The 22,315-nt window shown below is 71.7% G+C and carries 15 protein-coding genes and 1 pseudogene; 11 read left to right on the top strand and 5 right to left on the bottom strand.

What is annotated here, in order from left to right; translation table 11 throughout:
* Positions 1-171: 171 nt before the first annotated feature.
* Positions 172-1,020: an alpha/beta fold hydrolase gene (locus ACIQ5Y_RS35520; RefSeq protein ID WP_403890214.1), complete on the bottom strand. Its 849-nt coding sequence runs from the start codon at positions 1,018-1,020 to the stop codon at positions 172-174.
* Positions 1,021-1,127: 107 nt separating this feature from the next.
* Between ACIQ5Y_RS35520 and paaK the strand changes: the two genes are divergently transcribed.
* The 3 genes from paaK (at position 1,128) to ACIQ5Y_RS35505 (ending at position 4,317) form a co-directional block, all read left to right on the top strand.
* A complete protein-coding gene (gene paaK, locus ACIQ5Y_RS35515) occupies positions 1,128-2,435 on the top strand; it encodes a phenylacetate--CoA ligase PaaK (protein ID WP_403890211.1) in 1,308 nt (435 codons plus the stop codon).
* A gap of 91 nt (positions 2,436-2,526) precedes the next feature.
* Complete coding sequence (locus ACIQ5Y_RS35510; protein ID WP_403890208.1) at positions 2,527-3,381, top strand: YhjD/YihY/BrkB family envelope integrity protein; 855 nt, start codon at positions 2,527-2,529, stop codon at positions 3,379-3,381.
* Between the two features lie 69 nt (positions 3,382-3,450).
* Positions 3,451-4,317, top strand: a complete 867-nt coding sequence (locus tag ACIQ5Y_RS35505; RefSeq protein WP_403890206.1) for an oxidoreductase — start codon at positions 3,451-3,453, stop codon at positions 4,315-4,317.
* A gap of 81 nt (positions 4,318-4,398) precedes the next feature.
* On the opposite strand, the gene ACIQ5Y_RS35500 is transcribed toward ACIQ5Y_RS35505, so the two are convergent.
* Entirely contained in the window at positions 4,399-5,979 is a 1,581-nt protein-coding gene (locus tag ACIQ5Y_RS35500; RefSeq protein WP_403890203.1) for a fatty acyl-CoA synthetase, read from the bottom strand.
* 912 nt (positions 5,980-6,891) lie between these two features.
* Here ACIQ5Y_RS35500 and ACIQ5Y_RS35495 point away from each other — a divergent pair.
* The 3 genes from ACIQ5Y_RS35495 (at position 6,892) to ACIQ5Y_RS35485 (ending at position 10,407) form a co-directional block, all read left to right on the top strand.
* Positions 6,892-8,628, top strand: coding sequence for a M28 family metallopeptidase (locus tag ACIQ5Y_RS35495; protein ID WP_403890200.1), 1,737 nt, complete (start codon positions 6,892-6,894; stop codon positions 8,626-8,628).
* Positions 8,629-8,893: 265 nt separating this feature from the next.
* On the top strand, positions 8,894-10,108 hold the full coding sequence (locus ACIQ5Y_RS35490) for a M4 family metallopeptidase (protein ID WP_403890197.1): 1,215 nt from the start codon (positions 8,894-8,896) through the stop codon (positions 10,106-10,108).
* Positions 10,109-10,110: 2 nt separating this feature from the next.
* Entirely contained in the window at positions 10,111-10,407 is a 297-nt protein-coding gene (locus ACIQ5Y_RS35485) for a protealysin inhibitor emfourin (protein ID WP_403890194.1), read from the top strand.
* A gap of 282 nt (positions 10,408-10,689) precedes the next feature.
* Here ACIQ5Y_RS35485 and ACIQ5Y_RS35480 read toward each other — a convergent pair.
* Positions 10,690-11,072, bottom strand: a pseudogene (locus ACIQ5Y_RS35480) (MFS transporter); the annotation flags it as partial.
* A gap of 382 nt (positions 11,073-11,454) precedes the next feature.
* Complete coding sequence (locus ACIQ5Y_RS35475) at positions 11,455-12,927, bottom strand: MFS transporter (RefSeq protein WP_403890192.1); 1,473 nt, start codon at positions 12,925-12,927, stop codon at positions 11,455-11,457.
* 101 nt (positions 12,928-13,028) lie between these two features.
* Here ACIQ5Y_RS35475 and ACIQ5Y_RS35470 point away from each other — a divergent pair, with 101 nt between their 5' ends.
* The 5 genes from ACIQ5Y_RS35470 (at position 13,029) to ACIQ5Y_RS35450 (ending at position 17,355) form a co-directional block, all read left to right on the top strand.
* Entirely contained in the window at positions 13,029-13,883 is an 855-nt protein-coding gene (locus ACIQ5Y_RS35470; protein WP_403890189.1) for a helix-turn-helix transcriptional regulator, read from the top strand.
* A gap of 628 nt (positions 13,884-14,511) precedes the next feature.
* Positions 14,512-15,216 carry a response regulator transcription factor gene (locus ACIQ5Y_RS35465; protein ID WP_403890186.1) on the top strand — a complete coding sequence of 235 codons (705 nt, stop codon included), beginning with the start codon at positions 14,512-14,514 and terminating at the stop codon, positions 15,214-15,216.
* Entirely contained in the window at positions 15,213-16,652 is a 1,440-nt protein-coding gene (locus ACIQ5Y_RS35460) for a sensor histidine kinase (protein ID WP_403890183.1), read from the top strand. Before ACIQ5Y_RS35465 ends, ACIQ5Y_RS35460 begins: the two co-directional genes overlap by 4 nt.
* A 122-nt stretch (positions 16,653-16,774) precedes the next feature.
* Positions 16,775-17,170 carry a hypothetical protein gene (locus ACIQ5Y_RS35455; RefSeq protein WP_403890180.1) on the top strand — a complete coding sequence of 132 codons (396 nt, stop codon included), beginning with the start codon at positions 16,775-16,777 and terminating at the stop codon, positions 17,168-17,170.
* Positions 17,167-17,355, top strand: a complete 189-nt coding sequence (locus ACIQ5Y_RS35450; protein WP_403890177.1) for a hypothetical protein — start codon at positions 17,167-17,169, stop codon at positions 17,353-17,355. The genes ACIQ5Y_RS35455 and ACIQ5Y_RS35450 overlap by 4 nt, the downstream gene beginning before the upstream one ends.
* Positions 17,356-17,472: 117 nt before the next feature.
* Here ACIQ5Y_RS35450 and ACIQ5Y_RS35445 read toward each other — a convergent pair whose 3' ends face one another.
* Complete coding sequence (locus ACIQ5Y_RS35445) at positions 17,473-22,164, bottom strand: FG-GAP-like repeat-containing protein (RefSeq protein WP_403890174.1); 4,692 nt, start codon at positions 22,162-22,164, stop codon at positions 17,473-17,475.
* Between the last annotated feature and the right edge of the window lie 151 nt (positions 22,165-22,315).

The following is a 22,315-nucleotide window of genomic DNA, read 5'->3' as shown; positions in this document are numbered from 1 at the left end:
CAACCCCTTCGGGCGTTTTGTCGGGTTTGTACGGGGGGGGCATTTCCGTTGGGGGCGGGGCCCGCCCGGGGGCGGGGGCGGGCGGGGGGGGGGGGGGGGCCGCCCCGCGCCGCGCCCCCCCGCCACCGGCACCCGCACCGCCGCCGGCACCCGAACCGGCACCGCCCAGGATCAGCGGCCGGAGGCCAGGAACCGCTCCACCCGGGACGTGAACCACACCGCGTCGTCCAGCCACGGGAAGTGCACCGCGCCGGGCTGCACGTCCAGCACACCCCGCGGAAACAGCTCCGCGAGCTGCCCCGCGAGGGCCGGACGCGGGTTCCCGTCCAGCCCACCGGCTAGCACCAGCACCTCCCCCTCGACCCGCCGCAGCCCCGCCCGGGTGGCCGGCGGGTCGAAGGCGCCCGGCCCCGCATAGGCGGCCGCGGCCTTCTCGTTCTGCTGCCCGTCGCCCGCCGCCCAGTCGGCCCGGGCCGCATCGTCCCAGCGGCCGTAGAACAGCGGTGCGGCCAGGTCCCAGGCCTCGTCGGTGTCGACGCCGCCGAGGATCTCCTCGTAGGCCTCGATGGCCCGGTCGTACAGCTCGGTACCCGCCCGCAGCCGGGCCGCCTCCAGCCGGTGCTCCACCGTGACCGGGAGGTCCACGGCCCAGGGGGTGGGGGTGACCAGCACGAGCCGGCGCACCCGGTCGGGGTGCGCGGCCGCGTAGAGCAGGGCGAGGTTGCCGCCGGCGGAGTGCGCGAGGAGGTCCATCCGCTCCAGCCCGAGGTGCACCCGCAGCGCCTCGACGTCCGCCACCTGGTGGTCGACCCGGTACGTCGACTCGTCCGCCGGTATGGCGGAGTCGCCCGTGCCGCGCAGGTCGAGCAGGATCAGCCGCCGCCCGGCGCCCAGTCCACCGAGGTCCCCCAGGTAGGCCGAGGCCCGCATGGCGCCGCCCGGAAGGCAGACGAGGGGTTCGCCGTCGCCCTTGAAGTGGTGGGCGAGTTCGGTTCCGTCATACGTCGTGAAGGTAGGCATGCGGACCATCACAACAGACGATCACTCGTTCGAGTCATTGATTTACCTCGCCGGGACCTGACAATCTACCGAATGATCGTTCGGTTCGTTCAGGATGAGGTGACGACATGGCGGTGCAGGCGGATCTCCACGACGACGGCGAGCGGCTGAGCCGCGACGAGCTGGCCTCCCTCCAGTTGCGGCGGCTGCGCGCGACCCTGCTCCGCGCCTACGAGCGAGTGCCGTTCTACCGCCAGTCCTTCGACAAGGCGGGTGTGCATCCCAACGACTGCCGGTCCCTCGCCGACCTCGCCCTGTTCCCCTTCACCGCCAAGACCGATCTCCGCGACCAGTACCCGTTCGGCATGTTCGCCGTACCGCGCTCCGAGGTGCGCCGCATCCACGCCTCCAGTGGCACCACGGGACGCCCCACCGTGGTCGGGTACACCGACGGGGACCTCTCCACCTGGGCGGACGTCGTGGCCCGGTCCATCCGGGCGGCGGGCGGGCGGCCCGGCCAGATCGTGCACGTCGCCTATGGGTACGGGCTGTTCACCGGCGGCCTCGGCGCGCACTACGGGGCCGAGCGCCTCGGCTGCACGGTCGTGCCCGCGTCGGGCGGGATGACGGACCGGCAGGTCCGGCTCATCGAGGACTTCAGACCTGAGGTCATCATGGTGACGCCCTCCTACATGCTGACCCTGCTGGACGAGATGGAGCGCCAGGGCATCGATCCCCGCGCCACCTCCCTGCGGACCGGCATCTTCGGCGCCGAACCGTGGACGGAGGAGATGCGCCGGGAGATCGAGGAACGGCTCGGCATCGACGCGGTGGACATATACGGGCTGTCCGAAGTGATGGGGCCGGGCGTGGCCCAGGAGTTCGCCTCGACCAAGGACGGGCTCCACATATGGGAGGACCACTTCTACCCCGAGGTGGTCGATCCCCTGACGGGCGAGGTGCTGCCGGACGGGGAACCGGGCGAGTTGGTGTTCACCTCCCTCACCAAGGAGGCCATGCCCGTCATCCGCTACCGCACCCGGGATCTGACCCGGCTGCTGCCCGGTACGGCCCGGCCCGCCTTCCGCCGGATGGAGAAGATCACCGGTCGCAGCGACGACATGATCATCCTGCGCGGGGTGAACATGTATCCGACCCAGGTCGAGGAGATCCTGCTGCGGACGCGCGGGCTGGCTCCGCACTTCCAGCTCCGGCTGACCCGGGAGGGCCGGCTGGACGCGCTGACCGTGCGGGTGGAGGCCCGCCGGGAGACGGACTCCGACCGCAGGGCCGCCGCGGCCGCCGAGGTGGTCCGGGCCGTCAAGGAGGGCATCGGGGTCTCCGTCCGGGTGGAGGTCGTCGACCCGGAGACCCTGGAGCGCTCGGTGGGCAAGATCAAGCGGCTGGTGGACCTGCGGGGTGCCGGGGCGGAGTGAACACGCCCGGAGACGGGTGAAACCACCCTTTCGGGCCCACTTCTGGGTTCCCCCCGGGAGGCGGGTTGTCCGCGCGGGTAGGGCATGAGGCGTGACCTCGATCATCCGGCAGCTCTACGACCGGCTCCAGGGCTCCCCTGCCGGGCTGGCCTGGAGCCGAGGCCGGGAGATGGAGCTCATGCACCGGGCGATGGGCTTCGCGGCCCTCGGCTTCCTCACTCTGGTGCCGCTGCTGATCGTCGTGGCCGCCGCCGCACCCGGCAGCGGGTCGGGGTTCGGCCGCTGGCTCGGCCAGGCGCTCGGGGTGACGCAGGCCTCCCGCGCCCGGGTCGAGCTGCTGTTCGGCGCCGCGGACCTGGCGCTGGAGCGGACCACCGCCTTCGGCCTCGCGGCGCTGGCGGTCTTCGGCCTGACCTTCGGCTCCGCCGTGCAGACCGGCTACGAGAAGGTCTGGGACCTGCCGACCGCCCGCTGGCACACGATGTGGCGGCACGTCGTCTGGTTGGCCATGCTGGTCTGCTACCTCGCCCTGCTGGTGGAGATCCCCGCGCCGTCACACCGTGTCCTCGGCACGGTCGTGGGTACCGTGGGCGATCTGATCGGCACCTGCCTGTTCTTCGTCGCCTCGCAGCGGCTGCTGCTCTGCGGGCGGGTTCGCTGGCGCGCGCTGGTGCCGGGTGCGCTGGCGACCAGCCTCGGGCTGCTGGGGTTGCGGATCTTCTCGCAGCTGGTGTTCTCCCCGCTGATCGCGTCGAACGCCGTGACGTACGGCCCCTTCGGCACCCTGCTGGTCGTGCAGTCCTGGCTGGTCGGGGTGGGCTTCGTCGTCTACGGCGGGGCGCTCGTCGGTCGCCTCGTCCACGAGCACCTCACACTGACACGCCTGCGGAGGGATGGACTCCTTCCCTCCGACAGCAGGCCTTCCCATGATCCGGAAACGGGCTGACCGCACCGCCCCGCTGATGACAGGATCGGTGCGCACCGCCGTCAACAGGGTTCATTCACAGGGGGATTGATGACAACGCAGCATGCCGCGGGTGAAGCGGCCGGCCGGGTCTGGCTGATCACCGGGGCCTCGTCCGGCTTCGGCCGGACCCTCACCGAGGCCGCGCTCGCGGCCGGTGACACCGTGGTCGCGGCGGCCCGCCGCACCCAGTCGCTGGAAGCGCTTGCGGCCGAGCACCCGGAGCGGCTCGTGCCGCTCGCCGTGGACGTCTCGGACGTGGCGCGCGCCGAGGCGGCCGTGGCGGAGGTCGTGGACCGCTTCGGCCGGATCGACGTCCTGGTCAACAACGCGGGGCGGGGTCTGATCGGGGCCGTGGAGGAGACATCGGACGCCGAGCTCCGGGACCTGATGGATCTGCACTTCTTCGGCCCGGCTGCGCTCACCCGGGCCGTGCTGCCCCACATGCGGGCCCGCAAGTCGGGTGCCGTCGTCCAGATGAGCAGCATGGGCGGACGGCTGTCGTTCCCCGGCGTCGGCGCGTACTCGGCGACGAAGTTCGCCTTGGAGGGGCTGACCGAGGCACTCGCCGGAGAGGTCGCGGCCTTCGGCATCAAGGCGCTGATCGTGGAGCCCGGGGCGTTCCGCACGGGCTTCGCCGGTGGGGCCGCGCTCCAGCAGACCGCCACCGAACTGGAGGCCTACGCGGACACGGTGGGCGGGGTGCGCAGGGGTCTGCCGGACAGCGACGGCAAGCAGCCCGGCGACCCCGTCAAGGCGGCCGCGGCGATCCTCGCCGCGCTGGACGCCGAGCACACGCCGCTCCGGCTGGCGCTGGGCAACGACGCGCTCGACGCGATCCTGGCCCACGCGGATGCGGCCCGCGCCGAAGCCCTCGCCTGGGAGCCCACGAGCCGCGGCACGGACTTCGACGCCTGAGGCCGAAGCCCCCGGGCCGGTCTCAAGGCCTTGCCCGGGGGCCTCGCGGCGTCAGGCGGTGGGGCTCCGGCCGGCTGCCTGTCAGTTCGCTTCGGCCGTCGGGGGCTTCGCGAAGCGGTCGCGGAGGGATCGCTTGAGGATCTTGCCGCTGGCGTTGCGCGGGAGGGCGTCCACGAACAGGACCCGCTTCGGGGCCTTGAAGTGGGCCAGTTTCTCCCGCGCGTACGCCATCAGGTCCGCCTCCGTCACCTCTCCGCGCGGGACCACCACGGCCGTCACCGCCTCGATCCACCGCTCGTCGGGCAGCCCGACCACCGCCGCCTCGGCCACCCCCGGGTGGGTGTACAGCACGTCCTCGACCTGCCGGGAGGCGACCAGCACGCCGCCCGAGTTGATGACGTCCTTGACCCGGTCCACGACCGTGAAGTAGCCCTCGGCGTCCCGCACCGCGAGGTCGCCCGAGCGGAACCAGCCGTCCCGGAAGGCCTTCTCCGTGGCCTCCGGGTCGTTCCAGTACCCGCGGCACAACTGCGGCGAGCGGTAGACCACCTCGCCCGCCGTGCCGGCGGGCACGTCCTTGCCGTCCTCGTCGACGACCTTCGCCTCGACGTGTCGTACCGTCCGCCCGCAGGAGTCCATCCGCCCCTCGTGCTCGTCCGGCCCCAGCACCGTGGCCAGCGGGCCGATCTCGCTCTGGCCGAAGCAGTTGTAGAAGCCGAGCCCGGGCAGCCGCTCGCGCAGCCGCTCCAGGACCGGCACCGGCATGATCGACGCCCCGTAGTACGCCTTGCGCAGCGCGCCCAGGTCGCGCCGCCCGAAGTCGGGGTGGTTGGCCAGTCCGATCCACACGGTCGGCGGGGCGAAGAGGCTGTCCGCCTCCCCCGCCTCCACGAGGTCGAAGACCTGCTCGGCGACCGGCGCGTCCAGGATGGTGTTGCCCGCCCCCACCGCCAGGTACGGCAGCAGGAAGACGTGCATCTGCGCCGAGTGGTACAGCGGCAGCGAGTGCACCGGCCGGTCCTCCTCGGCCAGGTCCAGCGCCTCGATGGCGCTCTCGTACTCGTGCGCCAGGGCCCGGTGCGTCATCATCGCGCCCTTGGGCAGGGCCGTGGTCCCGGAGGTGTACAGCAGCTGCGCCAGCCCGTCCGGTTCGCTCCGGCCCTCGAAGGGCAGCGGCTCGGCGAGTTCGGCCAGGAAGGATCCGTCGGCGTCGCGCAGGGGCCGTACCCGGTACCCGTCGGGGATCCGCCCGGCGAGGTCGGGATCGGCGAGGACCAGGGCGCTGGCACTGTTGTCCAGGATGTACGCCAGGTCCTCGCCGGTGAGGTTCTGGTTGACCGGGACGTGCGTGAGCCCGGCGCGGGCGCAGGCGAGGAAGGCCAGGAGGTAGGCGTCGGAGTTGTGGGCGAAGGTCGCGACCCGGTCTCCCTCCGAGAGCCCGTACCGCTCCCGCAGGACGGCGGCGCCGGTGGTGGCGGCGCCGTCGAGTTCCGCGTAGGTCCAGGTCCGCTCCCGGTAGCGGACGGCGACCCGGTCGGGCACCCGGCGCGCGCTGTGGCGCACGAGTCCGTCGACCGTCCGCTCCCGCACCGCCCGGTCCGCGCCGTCCACGCGCTCCGACCGCTCCGCCTGCTCTGTCCGCACTGCCCGCTCTGGCGTCATGGCGCGATCCTCACGCCCCGTACGCCCAAGGTCAATGACCGGGAAACCGAACGGGATGTCGACAGGTCGGCGGACCGCCTGAATGAGGGTGGGGGCACCGACGCACCGCCCGTCCCACCGACGATCACGCCCGCCCCGCAGGCTACTTGGGAGGCATGTCGCACCTCAGCACCCGTCCGACACTCCGGCGCGTCGCCCTCGGCGGCGACCTGGGAACGGATGCGGCAGTCGCATCAGACCATCCCGGGCGAGCTGAAATCTCGGGCGGCTCCCTGCTCGGCACCCCCGTCGTGATGGCGGCAGGTACATCCTGGGCGGAGGTGGGACGACTGCTCGCCGGCACTGGAAAGTCCGCCCGGCCGGTGAGTGCCGATGGGCCCGGCAGACGGTGAAACCGGCGTTGGCATTCCAGGTGATCAGCACCGGACAGGATCGCGCCGTCAAAGACGCGGTGTACGCGGGCGCCGGGGGCTACCCGCTCCCCTAGCCCTCGCCAGGGGGCGAGTGTGCGGCCTCGTCATGCGGGAACACGGCAGCGGACGGACCATGAAGTGGGGTCCTCAGAACAGCGTGCACGGGTACGGGCCACTGCGCAGGGACGACATCGCAGGGCTTCCGTCACATCCCACGTCGTCTCCGGTGTGCCGTTCAACTGTGCGCCGTTCAACCATCGGAGGTGCCGAGATGACCGTGCTCTTCTTCGATATCGGGGCGACGCTGGCGGACCCCCGGTTTGAGGCCGACGGGACATTGCAGTTGCGTCCGCGCCCCCGTGTCCGTCAGGTTCTCGATGCTTTCGCAGGGGAACGCAAGGGCATCATCTCCAACCCGGGCACCGGCGCGGACGCTGTCGCACGGGCGACGCAAGCGCTCCATGAGGCCTTTCCCGGCCGGTTCACGGAGGACCACCTCGTGCACTTCGGCCCCAAGAACAGCCGCGCGATCTTCGACAGAGCGGTCGCCGGCGCGGGCGGCACGGCCGGCGACTGCGTCTTCGTGGGCGAGGACCACGAAGAGCGCGGGTTCGCCCTCACTGCGGGCATGCGCATTGCGGCCCATCCCGTCTTCACGCAGGCCGCCATCGAGGACCGCCCCGTCTTCTGGACGAGGATCGACCTGCCGGAGGGCCGGAGCCTGGCCGAGCTGGAGGCGGTGGCGAACGGCACCGAGGTCGTTCCCGTCCACGTCGCCTCCCCTCGGCTCGTGCTCTCCATGGCGACCGCTTTCGGCGTCGAAGCGCTCCGACAAGACGGATTCACGACCGACGTACGGGGTCAGGTGGAGGACACGGCCGCATTCCTGATCAGGGACGACCGCCCGGCCCCGGTACCCGAGGCCTTCGCAGGCGCCTCGGACGAGTCCAGGACGGCGGCCGAAGAGGCGATGCGCGCCGCGGCCGCGTTCTGCTTCGCCTCCGGCGAGCTGACCGGCCACCCGCGGCCGATCACCTCGCTGGGGCCCGCGCCCGGCGGCGTATATGTCGCGGTGCCCGCCGGTGTCCCCATCGAGGACGTTCACACGGAGGGAGCCAAGCCCGGCCACGCCGAGCGCCTGCTCCCCGACCCGGCACTCCTGTCGCGCCCCGGTGAGACACGGGCCGAGGGATTCACCGCGGGGTTCGCCGGGGCCGTGCCCGACGGGTTGGACGGGGTGGGCGACGGCCTCCCCTCCCCCGAGACCATCGCGGCCGTACGCGCGGCCGTGACACCCGAGGCGCTGCACGCCCACGTGGCGCGCATCTCCGGCGCCGAGCCGCTGGTTCCGGGCGGGCTGCTGAGGATCCGCAGCCGTGACGCGGCGAGTGCCGACAACGGGCTCGTCGTGGACGCGCTGGTCCGGCACTTCCAGGACCTGGGACTGGTGGTCCGACGGCATGCGTTCAGGTGGCGGGGGCACCAACTGTTCAATGTCGAAGCGGAATACCGCGTCGAGGGGGCCGACTCCGCCGTTCTCATCACGGGGCATCTGGATTCGACGGCGCAGGGTGGTGACTTCGTCGACGCGAACGGCGAGCCCCGCCCCTACGACCCTGCGGTGGACCCGGCGCCCGGTGCGGACGACGACGGGAGCGGCACCGCGGCGGTCATGGCCGCGGCCGAATGTCTGCACGCGCTTGTCGCGGACGGCAGAGCGCCGAGGCGTCACGTGCGGTTCGTCCTCTTCAACGCCGAGGAGCAGGCGCTCGTCGGCAGCAAGCGCTACGCGCGAGCCGCCGCCGCCGCGGACGACCGCATCGCGGGTGTCTTCCAGATGGACATGATCGCCGGTCTGCAGGACGGCAGCACGCCCACGGTGGAGATCCATGCGGGCTCCAAGGTACCCGGGCCGGTCGTGGCCGCCTCCGACGCGCTCGGCGGCCTGGTCGCGCGGACCATCCCCGCCATCGCCTCCGGCTTCGCGATCCAGCAGCTCACCGGGCCCGGGGACCCCGCCGTGGGACGGAGCGACCACGCGAGCTTCCACGAGCGGGGATGGGCGGCGATCGCCGTTTCCGAGAACCTCTTCGGACCCGGCGGCGGACCAGGGACCGGAACCCGGCAGTACCACACGCCGGGCGACACCCTCGTCGACGAGGACCACGACACGCACTACGCGGCCGCCATCGCCCGCTCCGTCACCGCGACCGCCCTGACGTTCGCCGGCCTGTAACCGCCACGTTGTCGGGGAGGGAAGACGGGTCGTCGTCCTGGGCCTGGGTCTCATTCCTCGTGCCGCGTTTGCCGGTTACTACCGGCGGCAGGAGACTGGTGACATATCAGCGTGACTGCGCCGCCGGAAACGGGGATGGCCGGCGCTCACGCTTCTCCCGCTGCTGCCACACCAGCGGATTTCTGCGGCTTGTCTTGCAGCCGCCATGTTGAACGTCGAAAAACTGTCCTCGCGTCGTAGTTGAACGCGACTCAGGAGGTATCCCATGAGCAGCACTCGACCGGTCAACTGCATCACCCCCCCGTACATCCTCGACAAGCTCCTGGAAAGCGAAGACCCAGAAGTACGCCAGGCCGCCTTGAACACCCTGCTGGTCACCGAACGCCTGGGGGGTGAGCGAGCGATCCGATCGTCCTTCGCCGGCGCGGCCTTCGCCCCCGGTGACAGCCGACGCACCGTCTTCGACTGCGAGCAGGAGGAAGTCATCTTCAACGCCGTCCTGGCCAGGTCGGAGGACGGCCCGGAGTCCGCGGACACGTCCGTCAACCAGGCGTTCGACGCGCTCGGCCTCACCCGCGACTTCTACAAGGAGGTGTTCCAGCGCAATTCGATCGACGGCCTCGGGATGCGCCTGGACGGGTACGTCCACTACGGCTTCCGAGTCAACAATGCGTACTGGGACGGACGCGAGATGCTGTTCGGCGACGGGGACGGCATGAAGTTCGGCGACCTCACCGGAGGCCTCGAAGTAATCGCCCACGAGATGACGCACGGAGTCACCGATCACACCTCGGGTTTCGAGTACCACAATCAGTCCGGTGCCCTGAACGAGTCGATGTCGGACGTCTTCGGCTCGTTGGTCAAGCAGTGGTCGCTGAAGCAGACGGCCGAAGAGGCGGACTGGCTGGTCGGAGCCGACATCTGGACACCGGTCATCCCCGGAGACGCCATGCGATCGATGAAGAACCCCGGGCACGCTTACAACAATGCGCAGTACGGAAAGGACCCCCAGCCCGACCGTATGAGCAAATTCCTCCACAAGCCCGACACCAGAGAAGGGGACTGGGGTGGAGTGCACTACAACTCCGGTATCCCGAACAAGGCGTTCTACCTGACGGCCGTGCGCATCGGCGGATTCGCCTGGGAAGCCGCCGGCACCATCTGGTACGAATCGCTCAAGGCCTCCAGTGTCGACGACTCCTTCCAGGACTTCGCGGGCACCACGTTCCAGAAGGCCGGGGCACTGTTCGGCGTCGGCAGCCCAGAGCAGTCGGCCGTGCTGTCGGCGTGGCAGGAGGTGGAAGTCCCGGTCAGCGGCGTTCCGACCGGAGTGGCCCGGATACGGAGCTTCGCGGTCGACGGGAACGGCGGCGCGGGCCGGGAGGACGGCCTGGCGGACCTCGCCAAGCAGATCGGGAAGCTGAACGACAAATTCACGGGGCTGGCCAAGACCGTGGCCACCATCAAGGGCACCAGGTGAGGGTGACTCTCCAGTCATACGGCGGGCTGGCGGCGGTGACCGACCCCTACAGCCCGCCCGGGGTGCTGGACACGGCTACCCTGCCCGAGACCGCCGCGGCTGAGCTGGCCGAACTGCTGGCGGCTGCCGTCTCGACGCCCCCAGAGGACGAGTCCGGCCGTGCCAGGGACGCCATGAGCCACACGATCACAGTGGAGGACGGCGACAGCATGACGGTCCTCGAGCAGTCGGACGGCGCCATGACCCCTGCGTTCGGGGCCTTGCTCGGCTGGCTCAAGAAGCACTTCGCACGGCAGTGAAGCGCTGTGCGGGGTACGGCCCCACCCGGGGGTGCGCCCGGGTGGGGCCGGACGCACGGTTGCCCGGTCAGGTGCGGTAGCGGTAGCGGCGTGGCCGGTCCGGGGAGGGTCAGACCACGGATTCCATCGGGTTGAGGGTGACGGTGTGGCCGAGCCGCTTGAGTTGGGTGATCGCTCGGCGGGTGGCCCGTTCGGGGGCGCGCTGGGTGAAGTAGGTGCCGCCGCGCTCGGCGAGTGCTCGACGGCGACCAGGGCTCGCAGGGCGGCGAGGTGGGTGTCCCTGATCAGGATGCCCAGACCGAGCAGTTGGCCGCAGGCCATCGACACGTACTGGAAGGACGATCCCGGGCCGCGCCGCCCCGGGGCCGACGCCTCGGTGAGATGGGTGGCGCCGGCCGCGCACTCGCCGCCGATGCTCATGCCCCGCAGCAGCACCAGGGCGCCGAAGTAGCCCGCCTGGCCGTAGTCGGGGCGAGGGCGATCATCAGGGCGGCCACCGACAGCATGCTGACGGTCAGGGTGAGCGCGCTCTCGCGCCCGTGCCGGTCGGCGGCGCAGCCGAGGACCCATCCGCCGACTGGGGCGCATCAGGAGGCCGACCGCGAAGCAGATCGCGAAGCCGGCGTAGCGAACCAGTCGTACCACTCGACGCCTGCGGCCCCCACGAGGGCACGGGCGGCACTGCCTCTTCCGCCCCGCCCAAGGCCCCGTACTCGTCCACGCCGCCACCGCAGAGCGCCGCCATCGCAGAGCGCCGCCGCCACCCCCACCGCCAAGCCGGCGGCCGGCGGCCGGCGGCCGGCGCCAAGGGCAAGGACGGCTGCCCGGCACCCGCCACGGGCCACAAGCTCATCTGGGTCGACCACGTCAAGGAGTGCGCGGACCCGGAGCACAGGCAGTTCGACAGCGGGCAGTCGAAGCAGAAGAGCACCGCTACTGCGCGGGCCGGAACTTCTACCACGTGGTCGTGGGCCCGGACAGCAAGATCACCGAAATGACCGATCCATCCGATCCGGCCGGCTCGTGACGCACACCACCGAGCCCTCCTCAGCGCATCACGCGCGGCAGCCGCAGGCTGAGGAGGACCGTCAGTGCGACCAGGCCCAACTGGACCAACAGGGTTACAGCGAAGGCGTCGCGCATCCCCATCGACGGGTTCAGCGCGAGGAAGAGGCTGCCCAGGGTCGCCACACCCAAGGCGAGCGCCGACTGCTGGGTGGTGACCATGACTCCGCCGCCCACCCCGGCCCGGTCGGCCGGGACGTCCGAGAGCATCAGGCGCATCAGGACCGGCAGTTGGAGCCCCTGCCCGAGGCCCGCGACAGCGACGCCGGGAGCGAGGGCGGCGAGCCCGAGTTCCGGCCAGTCGCGCATGACCGCCATCAGGAGCAGGAGGATGCCCACGGCCTGCAGGACGCCGCCCACGGTGACGACCCGGGTGCCGAAGCGGCCGACCAGTCGCGGTCCGGCAAGTGAGGCCGCGAAGAAGGCCGTGGCCATCGGCACCAGGGCGAGGCCCGCGGCCACCGGCCCCATGCTCAGGCCCTGCTGCAGCGCCACCGCGACCACGAACATGAAGCCGCTGAAGCCGATCGAGAACGGCGCCACCATCACCAGGCCGCGCCGCAGCGACTCCAGGCGCAGCAGGCTCGGCGGCACCAGCGGGGTGCGGCCGGCGCGGTCGGCACTGCGCTCGACCCGCCAGAAGGCAGTGGCCGCACACGGGAAGACCCCGAGCGACACCCACGTCCACAGCGGCCAGCCCGCCGCCCGGCCCTCGGTCAGCGGCAGCAGCAGCGACACCAGCGACAGGGTCAGCAGCAGCGTCCCCCGTACGTCGACCGAGGCCGGGCTCTCCGAGCGGGTCTCGGGGACGGCGCGGACGGCCAGCACCAGCCCGAGGACCACCACCGGCACGTTCACCAGGAACACCGAACGCCACCCGGAGCCCGCCACGTCGGCGGCGACCAGAACCCCGCCCAGGATCTGCCCGGCGACCATGGACAGCCCGGCGGTCGCACCGTACAGGCTCATCGCCCGAGCGCGGCGCGGTCCCTGCGTGGTGGCCTGGATGGTGGCGAGCACCTGCGGCAGCATCAGGGCCGCCGCGGCCCCCTGGGCCACCCTCGCGCCGACCAGGGTCCAGGCGGTGGGGGCCAGCCCGCAGGCGAGCGACGTGACGCCGAAGGCGGCCATGCCGATCAGGAAGAGCCGGCGCCGTCCGGCCGTGTCGCCGAGGCGGCCGCCGAGGACGAGGATCACGGCGTAGGCGACGCCGTAGCCGCCGACGATCAGTTCGAGCACGGCGGGACCGGCGGCGAGATCACCGTCGATGGTGGGCAGTGCGACATTGACGATGAAGAAGTCGATCAGCGGGAGTGCCGCGCCCAGCAGCACGGTGAACAGTCCGAGTGGACCCAGTACCGCTCCGTGACGGACGACGGGGGCGGGGACGGGGGCGGGGGCGGCACCCGTAGGGGCCGGGGAGGACGACGGGGTACGTACGGTTGCTTCGCTCACGGAGGAGACGATCCTCCCCCGCTCAGCCTGGTACCAGAGTCTCCTTGTCCTGGTACCAGCAGTACCTGGCAACCGGCTGAGCGCTGCGGCACCCTGGAACCATGACCACTGTGGCCCCGGAGAGCGACGTACGACGGCACGAGCTGGCCGACTTCCTGCGCAGTCGGCGTGAGCGCATCACTCCCGAGCAGGTCGGGCTCGTACGCGGCCGTCGCCGGCGCACCCCCGGGCTGCGCCGTGAGGAGGTCGCGCAGCTCTCCGCCGTCGGTGTCACCTGGTACACCTGGCTGGAGCAGGCCCGCGAGATCCAGGTGTCCCCGCAGGTGCTGGACGCCTTGGCCCGCGCCCTGCTGATGGACGCCGGCGAGCGCGCCCATCTGTTCGCGCTGGCCGGCAGCCTCGACCCGGCGCCGCACACGCTCTGCCCGACCGTGACCCCGGCCGTGCGGGCGATGCTCGACCAGCTGGACCCGATTCCGGCCAGCGTGCAGAACAGCCGGTACGACATCCTCGCCTACAACGCGACGTTCGGGCGCCTGCTGAACGACCTGGACCGCCTGCCGCCCGAGGACCGCAACGCCCTGTGGCTGGCGTTCACCGACGCGGACTGGCAGGCGGCCGTCGTCGACCTGCCCGAGGCGCAGCGGACGATGGCGGCCAAGTTCCGGGCCTCGATGGCCGAGCACCTGGCCGAGCCCGCCTGGAAGGCGCTGGTGGCCCGGCTGGAATCGGCGTCGCCCGAGTTCCGGGAGGTGTGGGCGCGGCACGAGGTGATCGGCCAGGGCGGGAAGACGAAGTACATCCGCAACGCCCACGTGGGCCTGCTGTACCTGGAGCACGTCAACCTGTGGCTGGGACCGGCGGCGGGCCCGCGTCTGGTGACCTACGTCCCGGTGGACGAGGAGACCCGCAGCCGCCTCGTACGGCTCCACGCCCTGTCGCCCACCGCGGTGTGACCGCAGCACCGGGGCGTAATTGCGTGGCTGCGCCCGGCGCCGCCGCCTAACGTGTGACTCGTCCAGGTGCGAAGGCGAAACCTACTTCCGCTGCATGGGGCGGCCGCGGGTTCGAGTCCCGTCACCGCTTCGGGCCGGTATGGCTCGGTTGGTAGGGCACCACACGGTTTCGCGGAACTCGGCTTCCGGACACCTACGTCACGCACCTCCCGGTGCGCCGGCAGCGGCTCCTTCCTCCAAAGAAACACGCCGCCGCCACCTTGATCTCGGGAGGCACACGTGCGGAATGCCCGGTGCGCAGGCAACGGCTACTTCCGGATCAACGGGTCGCGGGTTCAAATCCCGCCCGGCCACGGCCGGTAGCTCAGCTGGGTAGAGCAGTCGACACAGTCCGTCGCCGACTTTGATCTCGGGCACTCCGCACGTCACACCTCCCCCTGTTTCCATTTCGACTGAATTCGGGGGGGATTCACGTGGCTCGATTCAACCTGCCTGGTGGTCCCGCAGCCAGTACCCGGATGAATCCGGGTCCCGGACCGCACCCTGCCACGCGTGCGTTCCGGTGGCCGTGAGATTCTCGCTCCCCGACACGTAGCCACGGACACGCACCGCCAGGCAGGAGCACGGCATGACCACCGGACGGGTACTGGTCGCGGACGACGACGCCGCGATCCGCCGCTCTCTGGAGCGCGGACTGCGGCTCAGCGGCTTCACCGTACTGCTCGCCGAGGACGGGCTCCGAACGCTGGAGCAGCTCACCGGGTCGGGGGCGGACATGATGGTGCTGGACGTGTCCATGCCCGGCCTGAGCGGTATCGAGGTCTGCCGCACCCTGCGTGCCCGGGGCGACGAGACGCCCGTACTCATGCTCTCGGCGCTGGACGAGGTCGCCGACCGGGTCGCCGGGCTCCAGGCCGGCGCGGACGACTACCTGGTCAAACCGTTCGCGCTGGAGGAGCTGGTCCTGCGGATCCAGGCCCTGCTGCGCCGCCGTCCCGCCGCGCCGCCGCCCCGTGACCAGCTGCGGGCCGGGCCGCTGGTGATCGACGAGGCCGTCCACCAGGTGTTCCACGACGGTGTGGAGCTCCACTTGACCAGACGGGAGTTCGATCTGCTGGCGCAGCTGGTACGGAACACCGGGATCGTGCTCAGCCGGGATCAGCTGCTCGACCGCGTCTGGGGCTACGACTTCGACGTCCGTTCCGACGTCGTCGACACCTTCGTCAGCTACCTGCGGCGCAAGCTGGAGGACGGCGGCCGGCCCCGCATGATCCACACCGTCCGCGGTGTGGGCTTCGTCCTGCGCCTCCCGGAAGGAGGCGGCGGCAGGTGAAGCTGTCCACCCGGATCGCGCTCTCGGTCACCGTGGTGGTGCCGCTGCTGGTGGTCGCCGCCGGACTGCTGCTGCTCGGGCTGGTCAACCGCGACCTGCGCCACCAGCAGGACACCCGGCTGCGCGAGCGGGCGACGGCCGTCCTGCCGGACGTACGGACGCTGCTGAACGTCGAGCGCAACGGCCGGCCGAAGGTCGAGCAGAACCAGCACCGCAAAGTGCTCGGCGACGCGCTGGACGCCGGAGTCCGAGTGGTCGCGGCTGACGGCACACTGGTCCTGACCGGCGGTCCGCAGCCGGCCGAACCCCCGACCGCCACCGCCCCGGGCGGCCCGGTGACCGTACGGGCCAAGGGCCACACCTGGCGGGTCCTGACCGTACGGGTGGAGGGCGCCTCGCCGGGGACGCTCTGGCTGTTCTCGCCGGCCTCGGCCTCCGACCCGCAGATCAGCGCCGTACGGCGCCGGATGCTGCTGGTGGCCCTGCTCGCCGCGCCGGTCTCCGGACTGCTCGCGTACGCCCTGGCCGACCGGGCGACGGCCTCCCTGCGCCGGCTCAGCCGCCGGGCCGCCGAGCTGGATCCGCGCGCGGGGGCGGCGGGCTTCACGGCCGAACGCTCGCGCATCACCGAGGTGGACGAGCTCACCTCCTCCATCGGGCAGCTGCTGGCCCGGTACGAGGAGCAGGCGGGGCGCACGGCGCAGGCGCTGGACACCGCCCGCTCGTTCTCCTCCGCGGCCTCGCACGAGCTGCGCACACCGCTGATGAGCATGCGGACCAACCTGGACGTCCTGTCCGCCCACCCCGACCTGTCCGCCGCCGAACGCGCCGAGGTGGTGCAGGACCTGCAGGACGACCACACTCGGCTGCTGGAGCTGCTGACCGCGCTCCGGATGCTCGCCCAAGGCGACCTGGTGGAGGTGTCCGCGTTCGGCCCGCTCGACCTGGCGGAGCTGGTCGACTCGGCGGTCGCGGACACCGGGCGCCGGCACCCCGAGGTGAGGGTGAACACCGCGCTCCCCGCCGAACTGCGGATCTTCGGCTGGGATGCGGGTCTGCGGATCCTGCTCGCCAACCTGCTGGGCAACGCGGTGGCCCACGGGCACCTGCCCGGCGAGCCCGCCCGGATCTCCGTACGGCTGCGTGCGGAAGACGGATCCGCAGTACTCACCGTGGACGACGCCGGGCCCGGTATCGCGCCCGCCGACCGGGAAACGGTCTTTCGCCGCTTCCACCGCGGAGCCGACAGCCAGGGTTCGGGGCTCGGTCTGACGCTGGTCGCCCAGCAGGTGGCGCTGCACCGCGGCACGGTCGCCGCCGCGACACCGCCCGGCGGTACGGGCAGCAGGTTCGAGGTGCGCCTGCCGCTGCTGGTCGCGGACGTGCGGGCCCCGCGGCTGCCGGTCCGGCGGGACTGGATCTCCCGGAACGGCTGACCGCCGGTTCACAAAGAAGCCACAAAGAAGCGCGCTACGTTCCCGCCCGGTTGGACCACCACGGGTCGAACCCTCGAACCCTCGAACCCTCGAACGCTCGTGGCCTCGAAGGAGACATGAACATGCGCGCGAACCGTACGACAGTCGCCGCCATCGGCACACTCGCCCTGGCGGGCGCCCTGCTCGCCGCCACCCCGGCGCTGGCGGTGACCGCCAAGCCCGCCCCGAAGGGCGACGGGGCGAAGGCGATCTGCAAGCGCCTGCCGGAGACGGAGAAGAAGGTCGCCAACTCGATCACCCGGCTGAACGGCGACGCCACCGTGCCCGGCTCGATCGCCCGTCTGGAGAAGCGGGTGGCCGACGCCAAGGCAGCCGGTCACACCGAGATCTACACCTACCTCAACAACCGGCTCACCTTCCGCAAGAGCCTGCTGCCCACGCTCCAGGGCCGCCAGAACGACCTGAAGTCCGTCAGCACCTGGTGTGCTGCCCAGGGCGCCCCGGCGGCGAAGAAGTGATCAACCGCACCGCCACCGGCCTCGCGGTCCTGGCGGCGACGGCCGCCCTGCTCCTCACCGGCTGCGGCAAGGACGAAGCCGCCGCACCGGACAGCGCGACGCAGACGCAGGACATGCAGCAGAAGCTCGACAACGCCGACCAGGCCGCCGCCCAGGCTGACTCGGACGCGACGCAGAACGACTGACACACATCCCGCGGCCTGCCCCATCTCCTCCGGGGCAGGCCGCGCCTCCCACTGCCTTCCGCACGCACGGACACGTGCGTGCGGGCCCGCTCGTGGCGGGCCCGCACGCGGTCGCGTCTACCAGGTGCCGGCGGGGCTGTCCCAGCTCTTCAGGATGCTGTTGTTGCTGTACTTGCCGTTCTCCTCGGCGGTGAAGGTGAACGTGGCGTACACACCGTTGCCGTAGTCGTACAGGGTGGACATGTCGGACCTGCCGTCGCCGTTCTCGTCGCCGGCCATCGGCCAGGAGCGGTCGGCCTCCCAGTTGCCGTAGCCGGTGTCCACGGTCATCTCGGGCGTCCCCAGGTTGCCGTCCGCGCCGCCGGGGAATTGGAACAGGCCCATGCGGGCGCTGCCGTAGCGGTACATGGCCGTCAGATCGGCCCGGCCGTCCCCGTCGGTGTCGCCTGCGAAGAGTTTGACGGGGTCGAGCTGCCAGCTGCCGGCCGGCGCCGACCAGCCGGACTGGCTGAAGCCCGGGTGGGTTCCGTCGGGGCGGGCCAGGCCGGTGAAGACGCGTACCGAGTTGTCGCCGTACACGTACAGGGCGATGATGTCGGTGCGTCCGTCCCCGTTGACGTCACCCGCCGCGTACTTGGCCATGTCGTAGTACCACCAGCCGGGATGGGTCTCCTCGAAGCCCTTCGCCGGGGCCTCGAAGCCGGTGCCGTCGCGGAACCGGGAGGTGAAGTTGGCCATGCGGCCGTCTGCGTACCCGTAGATGGCGATCAGTTCGGCCCGCCGGTCGCCGTCGGTGTCGCCCGCCAGCAGCGTGGTGCGCCACCAGTCCCAGCCGGAGGCCTGCGACCAGCCCGCGGGACCGGGGTCGAAGCCGCCGTCCGGCCTGGCGAGCCAGGACCACAGCCGCACCGAGTTGTCGCCGTACAGGTACAGCGCCCCGATATCGGTGCGTCCGTCGCCGTTGAAGTCGCCCGCCGCGTATTTGGCGCTCGTCACGCACCAGTTGTTCATCGACGCCCGCCACGACTCGAAGGGGGAGCCCAGGCCGCTGGCCGGGGTGCCGAGGTGGGTCCAGAGCGCGGCCCCGCAGCTTCCGTAGTCGACGATGGTGGCCACGTCGGAGCGCTTGTCGCCGTTGAAGTCGCCGGACAGGGTGATGCGGGCTGTGCCCTCGCCCGTGCCGTTCGCGTACCGGTTCACGGTGCCGGTGGTGGCGTTCCAGCGGACGTATCCGCCCTGGAAGTCGGAGCGGGCGCCGTTGGTGACGACGTACTCGTCGGAGGTGGGGAAGCCGAGCGGGCCGTTCTCCCAGCCCTGGTCGGACCAGTGGCCGCGGATGCCGCCGCGCACCACGTGCGCCCCGGTGTCCGGACTCCAGTAGATCGACTGCTCGTACTGGCCCGGCAGCCGGAAGTGGACGAACTTGCCGTACAGGTCCGGCGTGTTGAGGGTGTCGATGACGGGGTAGCCGAACGAGGGACCGCCGACCGCGAGGTACTTGGAGAGGATCGGTCCGCACACCCGGTGCTCGCCGCTGTCGGCCGAGCCGAAGGTCTGGCACGTGTTCCAGTCCGTGGTCGTGCTGTCCCGCAGCACCTGTGGGCTGCCGAAGAAGTTGTTGGTCCCGGCCGGGTCCTTGCCCTCCCAGGTGGTGATCCGGCCGTCGTCGGCCACGCTCCACAGGTCGGCGCGTCCGTCGCCGTCGCCGTCGCCGTCGCTGGAGACAACGGGGTACACGGTCTGCGTCAGACCCGTCTGGAGCCAGCCCGGGCCGCGGGTGCCGTACGCGTCGAAGACCGGGGCGCCGGACGCGTCGCGGCGCGAGGGGTAGGAATAGAGCCGTCCGTCGCGGCGGTCACGCGCCCACAGGTCGGGAAGGCCGTCCTTGGCCCCTGCGGCGCTGCCGGTGTCACCGGGCGCGGCGAGGGTGAGGTTTTGCCAGCCGCCCTTGCCCACCAGTCGGGGGCTACCCAGGGCGTTGGTGCCGTTCTGGCCCTTGAACAGCCACAGGTTGGTGCCGCCGCTGCCGTCGTCCTCGACGGTCAGCAGGTCGTAGCGGGGCGTCGAGGGGGCCTGGGTGCCGTCGACGTCGCCGAGGGCGAGGACCTGGCGGACCCTCGACCAGTCCGCCGCGTACTCGCTCCCGCAGGTCTGGCCCTGCGTGTTGTACGGGTTCACGCAGCCGGTGGCGGGGCGGGTGGTGCTCAGCCGCTGGGCGCTTGTGAAGTACTGGCCGTCGTTGGCCGCGGGGCCGGTGCTGTTGGCCGTGTTCATGTAGTAGTACAGCTTCGGATCGCCCTGCCGGTGCGCCCACAGGTCGTCCGCGTACGAACCGTTGCCGCCGCGGTGCGTGGTGTCGACCCCGGTCCAACTGCCGTCCGGGGCGCCGGCGGCGAGGGAGGCCCGCTCGCCGCCGGCGCCGGGGTCGCGGTTCTTGGAGTACAGGCGCAGCTCGCCCGAGGCGTCCGGGACGAGCATGTCGACGTAGCCGTCCTTGGTGATGTCGCCGAGCACGGTCTTCGCCTGCGGGTCGTCGGGGGCGTAGAAGGCGTAGGAGAACTCGGCGGACCGATTGCCCGCCCGGTCGACGGCCCGGACGTGCAGGACGTTGGTGCCCCACATGGTGACCGGCAGGCTCAGGGTGGCGTGGCCGTCCGCGTCCGCGCTCGCGCTCTGCGCCCCGGTGGCGGGCAGCACCCCGTTGAAGGACCACTCGAAGAGCTGGATCCCGGAGCCGCCCGCCGGGTCGGTCGCGGAGAGGGTGAACGCCCCCGTGCCGCCGGCGGTCTTGGTCGGCGGGGTGGCGCTGCCGGTCGGCGGGAAGTCGGTGGATGACACGGCGGGCACCGAGGGTGCGCTCAGGTCCACTGAGAAGCTGCACCCGCGCGACCACGGGCCGTCGCCGATGCCGTCGCCGCCGCGCGCGTACCAGTCGTACTGGTGGCCGTCGATCAGGCTGCCGGCCGTGACGTCGATCTGGCTGCCGCTGGGGACGAGCGGGTTGGGGACCCAACCGAAGTCGCGCAGGGTGCTGCCGGCCGTGAGGTCCCACAGGTTGAAGTTGGCGCCGACGCTGTCGCCGTCGGGGTCGCCCACCGTGGCGTGCAGGCCGATGCCGCCCGTCGCCGCGTTGGTGTTGCCGATCCAGCCGCAGTCGCCGCGCGTCGGGTTCTTCGGCGCGGGGGTCACGTACAGGTTGGTGGGGGCGGTCGGCAGGGTGTTGTACTCGACGTAGAGGAAGGGCAGCGAGTGCGGGTTCGGACTCGACTTGCGGGTGTAGCGCTTGAAGCCGTTGCTGCTCGCGCTGGTCTCGTCGGCGCCGTACAGGCCGAAGGTGAGGTTGGCGCGCCAGCCTTCGTCCCGGATCAGCTGGGTGACGTCCCAGCCGGCCTGGTTGGTGCCGCCGGTGCAGCCGGCGCCGCCCGCGCTGTTGGTGTTGGTCCGTCCCAAGTAGCGGATGTTTCCGGGCTGGTTGTTCCAGTTGGTGGCGCCGTCGATGCCGCCGGTGAAGTAGAGGTCCACGCCGTGGAGGTTGGCGCAGGTGTTGTCGGCCGCGTACGACTGGATGGCGTTGAACGTGGCGAAGTTGATCGTCTTGCCCGCGGGGTTGAACGACTCGACCTGGACGAAGGTGTGCTCGCGGCCCTTGCAGGTGGTCGCCCAGCGCTGGTTCCCCACGCCCATGTCGTACCGGTCGCCGTAGTCGTCGTAGTGCGTGGCGGTCTTGCAGCCCTCCTGGACCCACGTCCAGTGCTGGGTGCCGCGCCAGTTGGGCTTCCAGCCCGGGTCGATGTACAGCGGGAAGACAGTGGCGGGATCACTCAGCAGCCCCGGGTCGGCCTGCACCGTGAGCGCGGCGCCCTTCGGGGTCGCGGTGACAGAGGCGGTGCGGGCCGAGTCGCCGGGGCCCACGACGTCCGAGACCGTCTTGACCGCGCCGGGCGGCCGGGCGGCCGCAGCCTCCTTCGCCTCCTGCCGGGCCACCGCGTCCTTGGGCGCGGCCGGCCGGGAGGAGTCCCACATCACGGGCGCGGGAGCGGTGAACACCTCGCGGCCCGCCGGATCCGTGGCGGCGAGGGTGCCGTCGCGGCGGGCCTTCACGTCCAGCCCCACGGTGGCCATACCCAGCCGGTACGAAGCGACCGCCGGGTTCTTCGCGGCCTGCGCCGTCTTGACCACCAGTACCTGGGTGAAGCCCCCGTCGACCATGGCGGTCAGGGCCAGGTCGACGCCGGGGAGCACCTCCCGGTACGTCGCCTTCGCCCCGTCGACGACCGGCTCGGGCAGTGCGTCCGGCCAGGTCAGGTCCATCGTGCGGCCGCCCTCGGCCGCCAGGCGGGCCATCGGGGCGCGGCCGCCGGGCGACAGGGTCAGCCCGGACAGCGCCGCCTTGGGCCGCCAAGCCCCGTCGGCGCCGCGCTCCAGGGTCGCGTCCAGTGGCACCCACGCGCCGTTCCGCTTCGTGCGTACCGGGGCGACCGTGCGGGTCAGGGCGTACGTGCCGTCGGGCCGGGCCACGACGGTGTCCGTCTCGGTGGTGCGCTCGGGCACGGCGACGGGCTTGCCGGTCCGCTTCGCCTCGGCGGCGGCCAGGGACTCGGGGGACGGCGCCGGTTTGGGCGGCACCGAGGCGGGCGCGTCCTGCTTCGACGGCGCCTTGAGGCCGGCCGCCGCCGGAGGGAGGGAGGAGGTCGGACCGGCGGCTCCAGCCGGTAAGGCGGTCGGCAGCCCGACGGCCAGGGACAGGCCGAACGCAGCAGCCCACCGGAGGAACCGGCGCCGGACGCGGTGCGCGTACATGGCTCTCATGCGGGGCTCTCCAGCGAGGAGGAGGGACGGGCGCAGACGGTGGTCGCTCGGCCGCCATTGCGCGGACGGGCGGAGTCTCACACGGCGGCACCCGGCACCACGGAATTGTCATGCCCGCGCCGACCAGCGGACGAGCGGAACGAGATCCGGA

It is taken from the genome of Streptomyces sp. NPDC096339, from assembly GCF_044762985.1.
Classification (GTDB): Bacteria; Actinomycetota; Actinomycetes; order Streptomycetales; family Streptomycetaceae; genus Streptomyces.
This window is presented reverse-complemented; position numbering and strand designations above follow the sequence as displayed.

Coding starts and splice junctions, on each gene's coding strand:
- ACIQ5Y_RS35465 (WP_403890186.1), top strand. CDS start 14,512: ATGACCACCGGACGGGTACTGGTCGCGGACGACGACGCCGCGATCCGC.
- ACIQ5Y_RS35445 (WP_403890174.1), bottom strand. CDS start 22,164: ATGAGAGCCATGTACGCGCACCGCGTCCGGCGCCGGTTCCTCCGGTGG.
- ACIQ5Y_RS35520 (WP_403890214.1), bottom strand. CDS start 1,020: ATGCCTACCTTCACGACGTATGACGGAACCGAACTCGCCCACCACTTC.
- ACIQ5Y_RS35500 (WP_403890203.1), bottom strand. CDS start 5,979: ATGACGCCAGAGCGGGCAGTGCGGACAGAGCAGGCGGAGCGGTCGGAG.
- ACIQ5Y_RS35490 (WP_403890197.1), top strand. CDS start 8,894: ATGAGCAGCACTCGACCGGTCAACTGCATCACCCCCCCGTACATCCTC.
- ACIQ5Y_RS35470 (WP_403890189.1), top strand. CDS start 13,029: ATGACCACTGTGGCCCCGGAGAGCGACGTACGACGGCACGAGCTGGCC.
- paaK (WP_403890211.1), top strand. CDS start 1,128: ATGGCGGTGCAGGCGGATCTCCACGACGACGGCGAGCGGCTGAGCCGC.
- ACIQ5Y_RS35455 (WP_403890180.1), top strand. CDS start 16,775: ATGCGCGCGAACCGTACGACAGTCGCCGCCATCGGCACACTCGCCCTG.
- ACIQ5Y_RS35505 (WP_403890206.1), top strand. CDS start 3,451: ATGACAACGCAGCATGCCGCGGGTGAAGCGGCCGGCCGGGTCTGGCTG.